The sequence below is a fragment of the Micromonospora sp. NBRC 101691 genome, assembly GCF_030269285.1.
GTDB lineage: Bacteria > Actinomycetota > Actinomycetes > Mycobacteriales > Micromonosporaceae > Micromonospora > Micromonospora echinospora.
Window position 1 is genome coordinate 113,050 of the sequence record NZ_BSTB01000017.1, and the last position, 12,470, is coordinate 125,519.

The following is a 12,470-nucleotide window of genomic DNA, read 5'->3' on the forward strand; positions in this document are numbered from 1 at the left end:
CCGCTTGCCGGCCTTCGGACGGACACCGCCCCCAAAGGCCGTGGCCTGCGGGGGCGGTGTCGGGCCGGCGGTCAGCTCCGGTTGATGGTGAAGGTGGAGGTGGTGTTCCGGATGTCCTGGTGGTTGTCGGTCAGCCGCAGGTTGACGAAGGTCGCCGAACCGACCGCCGGGCCCTGCCCCGGCTCGGGCATCTCGTTGACCCAGATGCCGAACCCGGACTTGGCGTCGAAGGCGTCACCGCTCTTCCGGGCCCCGGAGATCGACACGTTGGTGAAGACCGTGTCGGTGACCGGGAACTCCGGCTGGCCCGGGGCGCGGTACTTGGTCTGGAACATGATCCCCGAGTACGTCGGATCGACGATGTCGACGTCGGACACCCGGATGCCCCGGAACTCCTTCGAGGCGGAGAAGACCCAGATCGCCGGGAAGGTCTGCTGCCCCCAGAAGTGGCCGCCGGCCCGGATCAACGAGATGTTCTCGAACCGGGTCGGCGGGCTGGCCCCGAACCCGACGAACGGGTAGCCGAAGTCCAGCGAGCTGATGGTGATCCCGGAGTACGTCAGCATGTCCGCGATGTAGAGGTTGCGGAACACGTTGTCGTAGCCGCCGTACACGGCGACCCCGGCGGCCCGCCAGGTCAGCGTCGCCGACAGGTTCTCGAACACGTTGCCGTGGTTGCCGGTGGCGGCCCCCTGGTCGGTGGCGGAGAACAACGCGAACGCGTCGTCACCGTTGGACCGGCCCTCCGAGTTGGCGACCCGGTTGTTCGTGCTGCCGTTTGTCATGTTCACGGCATCGGCGAAGGTGTTGCGGAACCGGCTGTTGGTGATGCTCAGGCCGCTGACGCTCACCCCCCAGTACGCGCAGACGGTGTGCTCGACCCAGACGTTGTCCAGGGTGAGGTTGTCGACGTCCTTCAGCTCACCCCACACCTTGCCCGGCCCGTCCTGCCGGACCGTGTAGTTGCCGAAGAACGCCAGGTGGGCGAAGGTGGAGCCGCTGGCCGACGACTCGACCCGGAAGCCCGCGTCGGTGTTCTGCTGGTTGGTCGGGGTCTGGAAGCGGGTGTACCACATCCCCGCGCCGACCACCTGGACGGCCTTGCCGTACACCTGGAGCTTCTGGTCGGTGGTGTACGTGCCGGCGGGCAGGTAGACGCCGACCAGGGTGCCGGTGGTGTCCATCCGCACCGCGTCCAGGGCGTTCTGCACGTCCGAGTGGCTGAACCCGGTGGGCACCCGGTACCGGGCCGGGTCCGGGTTGGCCCGGGGCGCCACCAGTTCGGTGTTGACGAAGTCGATGGCGTACGTGGTGGTGTTCGCCGGGTCCTTCTGGAGCCGGATCGTGCTGCCCGCCGGGATGGTGCCGTTGAGCATCACGTTCGCCTCGTCGTAGAGGTGCCGGGGCGGGCCGGCGCTCGGCGAGTCGCTCGGGCTGGCCTCGGCGCCGTAGAGCCAGATGTGCTTCGAGGTCAGGTTGATCGGCTTGTGCAGCGTCCCGTTGACGTAGACGTTCAGCGTCGCGTCGATGCCGCCGCCGTTCGGGGCGTCCGGGATGGAGAAGCGGGTGACCAGGGTGTTGGTGGCCGCCCGGGTGGTCCACTCGACGTAGGCGCCGGTGCTGTTCAGGGTGACCGCCCGCCGGCCGGACGCCTCGCCGGCCAGGTCGCCGATGGTCCGGTTCGGCCCGACCAGCTGAGCGCCGCCGCCGGTCCGGCCGTCCTCGGCCTCGTACATGTCGTACGGCAGGTTCGCGCCCCGCCCGACGAACAGCGCCCGCTCACTCGTGTTGTTCTCCCGCTTGACCGGCAGCTCGTTGGCGTCGGCGGCGAGGGCCACCCGCACCGTGTACCGGCCGTTGGCCGCCGTCCAGCTACCCAGGCTCACCGCCGGGCTGGTCGCGCCGGCCGCGAGGGTGCCGCTGTACGAGCCGGTGAGGGTGCGGACCACTCCCCCGGTGTCGTTGAGCAGGGTGAGGGTGATGCCGTGCGCCCCGCCGGCCGAGGCGACGCTGCCCTGGTTGCGGATGGACACCGAGAAGCCCACCGACTGGCCGGCGGTGGGGGTGCCGGGCGACCAGGTGACCGCGCCGGCCACCAGGTCGGAGCTGGCCACCGGGGAGACGGTCAGCGCGGCGGTCCGGCTGTTGTTGGACTCGTTCTGCTCGATGACCGCGTTCGCGTCGTCGGCGACCGCGGTGACCTGGTAACTGCCCGCGTTGCGGACCCCGATGTTGGCGGTGACCGTGGTCTGCGCCCCGGCGGCGAGGGTGCCGACGGCGGCGGTGCCGACCGTCGTGTCGCCCAGCTTGAAGGCGACCCGGGAGGCTCCGGCGGCGGCCGGACCGGCGTTGCGCACGGTCGCCGACAGGGTGACCGGGTCGGTTTCCACCGGGGCGGACGGGCTGGCGGTCAGCGCGGTGACGGTCAGGTCCGGGTTCGGCGCCGGGGTGCCGAGCACCTGGAACTCGGCGACCTGCCCGTTGGACGAGCCGGAGTTCGCGGTGAACTGCAACCGCACGTCGGCGGCGGTGGCGGTGACCGGGATGGTCACCGTGTTGCTGCTGCTCGGGCTGAACGAGTAGGTGGCCGAGCCGACCAGGTTGCCGAACGACGAGGCGGACTGCTCCCGGCCGAGCACCTGGAAGGTCTGGGTGCGGGGTCCCCAGGCCGGGTCGGGGTTGAGCTTGACCACGACCGCGCTGATGCTGGCGTTCGCGCCGAGCGCGACGGTCAGCGTGCTCGGGTACGCCCCCGGCGCACCCTCCCAGTAGGTGGCCACGTCGTTGTCGTTGGCGTTGGTGGCCTGGAAGACGTGCACGGTCGAGGAGGCGGTGATCGGCTTGCCGACGGCCAGGTTGCTGCCGCCGGGCGTGCTGCCGGTCCGGGTGACCGTGTTGCTGTTCGCCGAGACGTTGCCGGCCGCGTCCCGGGCCCGGACGTAGTAGGAGACCGTGGCGCTGTCCGGCTGGCTGTCGGTGTACGTCAGGGTGGATCCGCCGACACTGCCCCGCAGCGCGTTGTTGGCGTAGACGTCGTAGCCGGCGACCCCGACGTTGTCGGTGGACGCGGTCCAGGTCAACCGGATCTGCCCGGCGGCGGGCTGGGTGTACGCCAGGCTGCCCGGGGCGGTCGGCGCGGTGGTGTCGCCGGTGCTGCCGGTCCGGGTGACGGTGTTGCTGTTGGCGGACGCGTTGCCGGCGGCGTCCCGGGCCCGGACGTGGTAGGCGACGGTCGCGCTGGCCGGCTGGGTGTCGGTCCAGGTCAGGGTGGAGCCGCTGACGCTGGTGCGCAGCACCCCGTTGGCGTAGACGTCGTAGCCGACGACCCCGACGTTGTCGGTGGACGCGGTCCAGGTCAGCCGGATCTGGTCCGGGGCCGGCTGGGTGTAGGCGAGGTTGCCGGGCGCGCTGGGCGCCTGGGTGTCCCCGGTGGCGGGGCCGTACACCTCCAGTTCGGAGAGTTGACCGGCCGGCCAGGCGGTGTTCGCGGTGAACATCAGCCGCAGGTGGCGGGTGCTGGCGGTCGGGAAGGTCAGGGTGACCGTGTTGCCGCTGGCCGGGTCGAAGGCGTGGTTGGCGGCGGCCAGGATGTCGGTGAAGGTCGACCCGGTGGTGCTGCCCTGCACCGCCACCGTCTGGGTCCGGGCGCCCCAGCCGGGTGGCAGCTTGAGCACCAGCCGGTTGACCCCGACCGTGGCGCCGAGGTCGACCCGGAGCCACTGCGGGAAGGCGTTGTTCGCACTCTCCCAGTAGCTGCCCGGGTTACCGTCGTTGGCGTTGCCCGCGCCGTAGACGTCGGCGTGGCTGCTGGCGCTCATCGTCCGGCCGGCGGCCAGGTTGGTCGACGAGGCCGTCGCCCCGTGCACGGCCAGTTCGCCCAGTTGGGCCGCCGGCCAGCCGGTGTTGGCGGTGACCGCGACGCGGACGAACCGGGTGGGGGTGGCCGGGAAGCTGACGGTGACGGTGTTGCCGCCCGCCGGGCTGAAGACGCGTCCGGCCGCGCCGGCCAGGGTGGCGAAGCCGCTGCCGTCGGTGCTGCCCTGCACGGAGAGGGTCTGGGTACGCGTCTCCCAGCTCACCGGCAGCCGCAGCACCACCTGGTCGACCGACTGCACGCTGCCCAGGTCGACCTGGGCCCACTGCGGCAGCGCGCCGCTGCTCTCCCAGTAGCTGTTCGGGTCGCCGTCGGTGAGGTTCGCGGCGGCGTACGGGGCGTTGGTGCTGCTGGCCGTGGCGGTGCGGCCGAGGGCGAGGTTGGGCCCGCCGGCCGCGGCGGCCGGGGTCGGGGCCGGCCCGGTGAGGACCAGCCCGATCGCGGCGAGCGCCGCGACGACTCTGGTACGCAGTCTGGACATGGTGAGGCGACACCTTCTTCCCGGGGGATGGAGAGGTGGACGGGGGTGGGGGTGCGCGGTCGGCCCCCACCGTGGGCGGGGGCCGACCGGGTCAGGAGCGGTGGACCTCGAACTCGGCGAGCTGGCCGGCCGGCCAGCCGGTGTTGCCGGTGACGGTCAGCCGCAGGTACCGCTGGCCGGTGGCGGGGAAGGTGACGGTCACGGTGTTGCCGGTGGCCGGGTCGAAGGTGTACCCGGCCGACGCCTTCAGCGTCGTGTACGTCGACCCGGTGGTGGAGCCCAGCACGGCGAGCGTCTGGGTACGGGTCTGCCAGGCCGCCGACGGGGGCAGCCGCAGCACCACCCGGGACACCTGCTGCGTCGCGCCCAGGTCGACGGTGAGCGACTGCGGGAAGGCGTTGTTGGCGCTCTCCCAGTAGGTGCCCGGGTTGCCGTCCACCGCGTTCGCGGCCACGTACACGTCGGCGTGGCTGGTGGCGGTGACCGGGCGGCCGACGGCCAGGTTCCCCGACGGCGGCGGGGTGGTCGGCGGGGCCGTGGTGGGCGGTGGCGTGGTGGGCGGCGGCGTGGTGGTGCCGTCGCCGTACACCTCGAACTCGGCGACCTGGGCGGCGGGCCAGCCGGTGTTGCCGGTGACGCTGAGCCGGACGAACCGGCGGTCCCCGGCGGGCAGCGGGATCGACACGGTGTTGCCGCCGGCCGGGTCGAAGACACGCCCGCTCGCCCCGGCCAGCGTGGTGTACGCCGACCCGTCGGTGGAGCCGAGCACGGCGACCGTCTGGGTACGGCGTTCCCAGCCGGCGGGCAGCCGGAGCACCACCCGGTCCACCCGGCGGACGGCCCCGAGGTCGACGGTCAGCGTCTGCGGGAAGGCGTTGTTGGCGCTCTCCCAGTAGCTGCCGGCGGTGCCGTCCACCGCGTTGCCGGCCGCGTAGGTCTGGTTCTGGCTGGACGCGGTGGCCGGTCGGCCGAGGGCCAGGTTTCCGCCGGTGGGCGGCGGGGTGGTCGGGTTCGGCGTCGGGGTGGTCGGCGTCGGGCCGGGCGGGCTGGTCGGGCCGTTGCCCCACTGCGGCTCCGGCCACGGCCCGCAGTACGGGGTGGCCGTGTACCAGCCGGAGTTGCCGGTCCCCTGGGTGATCTGGAAGCCGCTGCCCACGCAGTTGTGCATCGGGTTGGCCTGGGCGATCCGGGTGGCCCGTACGTTGGTGAACGAGACCCGGCTGGCGGCCTGCACCTGGAGGGCGTACGTGCCCGCCCCGTCGATGCGGACGTTGTTCAGGTTGATCCCGTTGGTCTCCCCCTCGATCCAGTGCAGCGCGGCGTAGGAGCTGTCCAGGATGTCGGTGTCGGTGATGTTGACGGTCGGGTTCTGGAACGGCTCGTTGAGCGCGGAGAACCAGATCGCGCCGACCCCGAAGCGCCAGTTGTAGTCGGAGTTGCCGTTACGGATCAGGGTGTTCCGGGCGATCGTCCAGGTGCCCAGGACGGCGGTGGGCCCCTGCACCCCGGGGTACCGGTTGGCGACGTGGATGCCACCGCCGTTGGTGACCGAGTCCGCGGTCACGTTGTCCGTGATCTTGATGTCCCGGCCGCCGTAGCTGACCAGGTGGTTGGCGAGGATGGTCACGCCGATGGTGTTGAACGTGAAGGAGTTGTTGACGTTCGGCACGTTCTGCGCCCACATGGCCAGGGCGTCGTCGCCGGTGTTGCGGACGAACGTGTTGGTGACGGTGGAGTTGGTGACTCCGGTGTGGAAGTTCACCCCGTCGGCGGTCTGGTCGAGGATGCGGCTGTTGCGGATGGTGAAGTTGTCCATCGGGCCGTCCATCCACGCCCCGACCTTGGTGTGCTGCATCCAGACGTTGTCCACCACCGAGTTGCTCATCGCCCCGCCGATGGCGTTGACCTGGTGCTCGTCGACCCGCTCGCGGATGTCGCCGATGATGGCGAAGTCCCGCAGGGTCACGTTCCGGCTCGGCCCGTTCGCCTCGTGCGGCCGGATCTCGCCGGAGTAGCCGCCGCCGGGGACGTACTTGCCGTAGATGCCGGCGGCGCGCTTGCGGTCGGTGGGGTGCCGGCCGCCGAGCACCGAGTACCACGGCCCCGCGCCGCGCAGGGTCACCCCGTCGACCACCACGTGGTCCCAGAGCGTGAAGGTGCCGGTGGGGATCCAGACCGCCCGCCCCTGCGCCTTCCCGGCGTCCACCGCGGCCTGGAACTTCGCGGTGGAGTCGGTCGCCCCGGTCGGGTCGGCGCCGAAGTCGGTCACCACGTCCAGCACACCGGACGGTTTGGCGATCGCTGCTCCGACGCGCTCGAAGTCGGCCAGGTCGATGGTGAAGGTCGGTGACTGGGCGGTCGAGGAGACCTGGAGGCGGATCTTGGTGCCGGCCGGGTAGGTGGCGCCGAGGAAGGTGCGGGCCTCGTCGTAGAAGTGGTGCGGGTTGGTGTCGCCCGGGTTGTTGTTGAACGGGTATCCGCCGTAGTACCAGCCGTACCGGGAGGTGACCGGCACGCTCTTGACCAGGGCGCCGTTGGCCCGCAGGTCGATGGTGGCGTCCCGGCCGGTGCCGGCGGCGTTGTCCGGCAGGCTGTACCGGAAGGTGACCGCGTCGGCCGGCTGGGTGAGCGTGAACTCGACGTACTCGCCGACCGCGTCGAGAGTGACGGCCTCCCGGCCGGACGCCTCCGAGGGCAGCGTGCCGTACCGCCGGTCCGGACCGATCCGGGTGCCGGTGTGGGCGGCCTCCTCCGCCTCGTGCTCGACGAACGGGACGGTCGCCCCCCGGCCGGGGATGTCGAACGGCGAGAGCCCGGCGGCCCGGGCCGGGGTCGCGGTGGAGGTCAGCGCGACGACGGTGATCGAGGCTGCGGCGAGGGCGGTGGCGGCGAGCGCGGCCAGGCCGACGTGGCGACGGTGTCGTGGTGGGCGGTGGGGCGGGGTGGTGTGGTCGGCCATGAGCGATCCCTTTCGTCAGGTGGCCCGGTCCCCCGTGCGCGGCGTGGCGGTGTTCCCTCCGTTCCTGGTCCCCGCGACCGGGGTCGCAGGGGGACGGCGTGCTGCCGGCGGCGGGGACGGACGCCACCGGCAGCCGGACGGTCAACTCGGGGCGGACCCCGGCGAAGCGGTACGCAGCCAGACGGCGGTGTCCGGGGGCAGCAGACCGTGGTCGAGCGGCCCGCTGGCCAGCACCATCTCCCCGTCGGCGGGGATCGGGACCGGCGCGTCGGAGAGGTTGACCAGGCAGCGGAAACCCCCGCCGCGGCGGAAGGCGAGCACCCCGTCCGGGGCGGGCAGCCAGCTCAACTCGCCGTCGCCGAGCGCCGGTTCGGCCCGCCGGGCCCGGATCGCCGCCCGGTACAGCTCCAGCATCGAGTTCGGGTCGCCGGTCTGCGCCTGGACCGTCCGGTCCTTCCAGTCCGCCGGCTGGGGCAGCCAGGGCGCCGCCGCCCCGTCCGGGCTGAACCCGAACGGCGGCTCGTCGCCGGCCCACGGCAGCGGCACCCGGCAGCCGTCCCGACCGGGGTCGACCCGACCGGAGCGTTCCCACATCGGGTCCTGACGCAGCGCGTACGGGATGTCCTCGACCTCGTAGAGACCCAGCTCCTCGCCCTGGTAGACGTAGGCCGCGCCGGGCAGCGACAGCGAGAGCAGCGCGGCGGCCCGCGCCCGGCGGGTGCCCAGTTCCAGGTCGGTGGGGGTGCCCTCGCGCTTGGTGGCGAAGCTGAACCGGGTGTCCGCCCGGCCGTAGCGGGTGACGTGCCGGGTCACGTCGTGGTTGGAGAGCACCCAGGTGGCGGGCGCGCCGACCAGGGCGTGCGCGCTCAACGTGCCGTCGATACTCTCCCGCATCGCGGCGGCGTCCCAGGCACAGCCGAGGAAGTCGAAGTTGAACGCCGCGTGCAGTTCGTCCGGGCGCAGGTAGTTGGCGAACCGCTGCCGGTCCGGCATCCACACCTCACCGATGAGCGCCCGGTCGCCGGGGTACTCGTCGGCGATCCGCCGCCAGGCGCGGTAGATCTCGTGCACCCCGTCCTGGTCGCGGAACGGGTGCGGCTGGTCCGGTCGGGTCTCCGGCAGCGTCCCGTCCTTGACCAGCAGTCCGGCCGAGTCGATCCGGATGCCGTCCACGCCCCGGTCGAACCAGAACCGCAGGATGTCCTCGAACTCCGCCCGCACCGCCGGGTGGTCCCAGTTGAAGTCCGGCTGCTCGGCGGTGAACAGGTGGAGATACCAGTCGCCGGGGGTGCCGTCGGGGTCGGTGGTCCGGGTCCAGGTCTCGCCGCCGAACTCGCCCACCCAGTCGGTGGGCCGCTGGTCGCCGTTCGGGCCCCGGCCGGGGCGGAACCAGAACAGGTCCCGCTCGGGCGCGCCCGGCCCGCCGGCGAGGGCCGCCTGGAACCAGGGGTGCGCGTCGGAGCAGTGGTTCGGCACCACGTCGACGATGGTCCGGATGCCGCGCGCGTGCGCCTCCGCGATCAGCGCCTCCACCTCGGCCAGGGTGCCGAAGACCGGGTCGATGTCGCGGTAGTCGGCCACGTCGTAGCCGGCGTCGGCCATCGGCGAGGGGTACCAGGGGCTGAACCAGATCGCGTCGACGCCGAGCGCGGCGAGGTGGTCCAGTCGGGAGCGGATCCCGGCGACGTCGCCGATGCCGTCGCCGTCGCCGTCGGCGAAGCTCCGTGGGTACACCTGGTAGATCACCGCTCCACGCCACCACGGACTACCGTCTGCTGTGGTCACGAGCACCCTGCTTTCTGCGTCGTCGGAGTGGGTCAGCCCTTGAGGCTGCCCGTGGTCAGACCGGACATGATGTTCCGCTGGAAGACCAGGAAGACCAGGACGGTCGGGATCGCGGCGATCACCGATGCGGCGATCACCACGTTCATGGGCGTGCCACCCGAGAAGGCGTAGATGCCGACGCTTACCGTCCGGGTCTCGGGCGACGGCATGACCAGTTTCGGCCACAGGAAGTCCTTCCAGACCGCCGTGACGGCGAAGATCGAGACCACTCCGAGGATCGGACGCGACATCGGCAGGATGATCGACCACAGCGTGCGCAGCGGCGTCGCGCCGTCCATCAGGGCCGCGGCCATCAGCTCCTCCGGAATGGAGTCGAAGAACCGTTTCAGCAGGAAGATGTTGAACGCGTTCGCCACCGCGGGCAGCCAGATGGCGAACGGCGAGTCGAGCAGGTTGACGCCCAGGATCGGCAGGTCGATCACGGTCACGTACTGCGGGACGATGAGGACCATCGCCGGGATCATCAGCGTGGCCAGCATCATCCCGAGGATCAGGTTGCCGAGGACCGGTCGGAGCTTCGACAGCGCGTACGCCGCGGCGGTGTCGAGGACGACCTGGAAGACCAGCGCGCCGGCCGCGTAGTAGAACGTGTTGAACAGCAGCTTGGCGAGATCCAGGTGGTGCCACGCGTCGGCGTAGTTCGCGAGCTGGGGGTCCTTCGGGAACAGTGAGGGCGGCGTCTGCGCGATCTCCTGGCCGGACTTGAGCGCGCCGGTGACCATCCAGTAGAGCGGCCCGAGGAAGACGAGCGTGAACCCCACCACGACGACGGCGAGCAGCGTCCAGTAGAGGATCCTGCCCCGCCCCCGCCGGAGCTGGGCGTGGGAGATGAGGGTCCGGGTCCCGGTGTCGTGTGCCATCGTCCGCCTCAGTCCTGGTCCTGCTTCGCGGTCAGCCGCAGGTAGGCGGCGGAGAAGCCGGCCAGCACCACGAGCATGATCACGCCGAGCGCCGCCGCGCCGTTCAGGTCGTTCTGGAAGAACCCGTGCTGGTAGATGAGGTACGCCACCGAGGTCGCGGAGTCCTGGGTGCCGGTGCCGTTGGCGAGGATCAGCGGCTCGACGAAGAACTGCATGGTGGCGACGATCTGGAGCATCGCGAGCAGCGCGAGGATCAGCCGGGTCTGCGGGATCGTCACGTGGCGGATCCGCCGCCAGATCCCCGCGCCGTCGAGTTCGGCCGCCTCGTAGAGTTCGCCGGGGATGTTCTGCAACGCGGCCAGGTAGATCAGGACCGCGCCGCCCATGTTCATCCAGGTCGATGCGATCACCATCGCCGGCATCGTCATCTCGGCGCTCTGCATCCACTGCGACGTGGGCAGGTGCAGCGCCGTGAGGATCGAGTTGAACAGGCCCGCGTCGCTGGGGTCGTAGGCGTAGAACTTGAAGAGGAAGAGCGCCGAGGCCGGCGGCAGCATCACCGGCAGGTAGACCAGGATCCGCAGGTACCCCTTGGCGTGGCGGAACTCGTTGAGCAGGATCGCCACGAAGAACGGCACCGCGTACCCGAGGACGAGCGCGAGAACCGTGAAGGTGAACGTGTTCTTCCAGGCCGCCCAGAAGCTGGGGTCGGCGAGGATGCGTTCGTAGTTGTCCCAGCCGACCCAGGTGGTGACGCCGCGCCGGGTGCGCTGGAAGCTCATCACGACGCCGCGGATCATCGGGTACCAGGAGAAGAACGCGAAGCAGATCACCGCGCCGATCAGGAACGCGTGCCCGGTGAGGTTGTCGCGTACCTTCCGGCCGAGACTGGCCCGCCGTGGCCCCGACGGGTACGGCGGTGCGGGGCGACCCGGTTCTCTCCTGGTCCCCGGGACGGTGGTGATCGCCAAGGCAACTCCCTGCCTGAGTCTGTGACACCGACGGTGCGGCGCGGAGGGTGCGGGGGCCGGTTGACCGGCCCCCGCGTCGCGGATCAGCCCTCGGCGGCGAGGAGCTTGTTGACCTTGTCTTCGGCCGTCTTGAGCAGGTCGTCGATGTTCGCGTCCGGGTTCGTCAGCACCCCGGACATCGCGGCGTCGAGGACCGCGTAGATCGCCTGCGCGTTCCGGGGCTCGCCCCTGATCGGGACCGGGTTCGCCTCGAACACCGCGAAGTTCGCGGTGTCCACGTTCGCGTTCGCCTTGCGCAGTTCGAGTTCCTGCTTCTGGGCCTCGCTGCCGTTGGTGAACAGCAGCGGCTGGGGCAGGCCGACCGGGTAGTTCTGCGGCTTGGCCCGGACGTAGTCGAACTGGCCCTTGCCCGGCGTCAGCTTCTGGTACGCGATCCACTTGAGACCGGCCTCGACCTGCTCGGGGGTGAGGCCCTTCTTGAAGAAGTAGCCCTCGCCACCGCCGAGCGTCCCCTTGGCCTGCCCGTCCTGGCCGGGCAGCGGGCCCATCGCCCAGTCCTGGAACTTGCCCTGGAACTGGCTGACGATCGCCTGGGTGGCGTCCGGCGCGCCGACGAACATGCCGACCTTGCCCGCGCCGGCGTTGGTGAGCAGGTCACCCCACTGCAACAGCTGGCGGGCGCCCATGCTGTTGTCGCCGTACCGCATGTCCTTGAGGTTCTGCAGGACCTGCTTGCCGGCCGCGTTGTTGAAGTCGGCCTTCTTGCCGTCCTCGGTCAGCACCCGGCCGCCCTGCGAGTAGAGCAGGGCGGTGAAGTGCCAGCCGCCGGTGTTGCCGGCGCTGTACTCGGCGTAGCCGGCGACGCCGTTGCCGAGGGCGGAGATCTTCTTGGCCGCGTCCCGGACCTCGGGCCACGTCTTCGGCGGGTTGTTCACGTCCAGCCCGGCCTGCTGGAACAGGACCTTGTTGTAGACCAGCCCCATCGAGTAGTTCTTCACCGGGACGGCGTAGAGCTTGCCGCCGTCGGTGAACGCCGCCTTCAGCGCCGGGTCGACGCTGTCCCAGGTCGGGATCGAGTCCTTGGTGGCGTACTCGGTGATGTCCATCGCCTGACCGGAGTCGAGCACCTGCTGGAGGTCGGTCATGTACCCGTAGAACACGTCGGTCACCGTGCCGCCGGCCAGGCGGGCGGTGAAGTCCGGCGGGTTGTTGCACTGCTCGCCGACGCTCACGCTCTTGATGACGATGTCCGGGTTCTGCCGCTGGAACTCGGCGACGTCGTCGTTCCAGTTCTTCAACAGCTCCTTCTGCGAGCCGACCGGCTGGCAGTCGACGGTGATGGTGACCTTGCCGCCGGCGGTCGCGTCCGAGTCGTCGCTCTTCGTGGAACATGCCGTGAGGCCGAGCCCCAGGCCGGCCGCGAGCGTCAACGCCGCGACCTTCCGGTACTGCGGTACGGACATCTGTCCATCCCTTCGGG

Annotated in this window: 6 protein-coding genes; all 6 read right to left on the reverse strand. The window is 71.0% G+C overall.

Features of this window, described 5'->3' with window-relative positions:
* Window positions 1–71 precede the first annotated feature (71 nt).
* Window positions 72–4,355, reverse strand: a complete 4,284-nt coding sequence (locus QSK20_RS23685; protein ID WP_285790807.1) for a galactose-binding domain-containing protein — start codon at window positions 4,353–4,355, stop codon at window positions 72–74.
* A gap of 91 nt (window positions 4,356–4,446) precedes the next feature.
* On the reverse strand, window positions 4,447–7,314 hold the full coding sequence (locus QSK20_RS23690) for a discoidin domain-containing protein (RefSeq protein ID WP_285790808.1): 2,868 nt from the start codon (window positions 7,312–7,314) through the stop codon (window positions 4,447–4,449).
* Between the two features lie 141 nt (window positions 7,315–7,455).
* Window positions 7,456–9,099, reverse strand: coding sequence for a glycoside hydrolase family 13 protein (locus QSK20_RS23695; RefSeq protein ID WP_285790809.1), 1,644 nt, complete (start codon window positions 9,097–9,099; stop codon window positions 7,456–7,458).
* A 32-nt stretch (window positions 9,100–9,131) separates the two neighbouring features.
* Complete coding sequence (locus QSK20_RS23700; RefSeq protein WP_285790810.1) at window positions 9,132–10,019, reverse strand: carbohydrate ABC transporter permease; 888 nt, start codon at window positions 10,017–10,019, stop codon at window positions 9,132–9,134.
* An 8-nt stretch (window positions 10,020–10,027) separates the two neighbouring features.
* On the reverse strand, window positions 10,028–10,990 hold the full coding sequence (locus QSK20_RS23705) for a carbohydrate ABC transporter permease (RefSeq protein ID WP_285790811.1): 963 nt from the start codon (window positions 10,988–10,990) through the stop codon (window positions 10,028–10,030).
* An 83-nt stretch (window positions 10,991–11,073) separates the two neighbouring features.
* Window positions 11,074–12,453 (reverse strand): ABC transporter substrate-binding protein, encoded by a 1,380-nt coding sequence (locus QSK20_RS23710; RefSeq protein ID WP_285790812.1) that lies wholly within the window; start codon window positions 12,451–12,453, stop codon window positions 11,074–11,076.
* Window positions 12,454–12,470 lie beyond the last annotated feature (17 nt).

Bases quoted from the DNA above. Each gene is read 5' to 3' on its own strand.
- QSK20_RS23685 (WP_285790807.1), bottom strand. From the start codon at position 4,355: ATGTCCAGACTGCGTACCAGAGTCGTCGCGGCGCTCGCCGCGATCGGG.
- QSK20_RS23690 (WP_285790808.1), bottom strand. From the start codon at position 7,314: ATGGCCGACCACACCACCCCGCCCCACCGCCCACCACGACACCGTCGC.
- QSK20_RS23700 (WP_285790810.1), bottom strand. From the start codon at position 10,019: ATGGCACACGACACCGGGACCCGGACCCTCATCTCCCACGCCCAGCTC.
- QSK20_RS23710 (WP_285790812.1), bottom strand. From the start codon at position 12,453: ATGTCCGTACCGCAGTACCGGAAGGTCGCGGCGTTGACGCTCGCGGCC.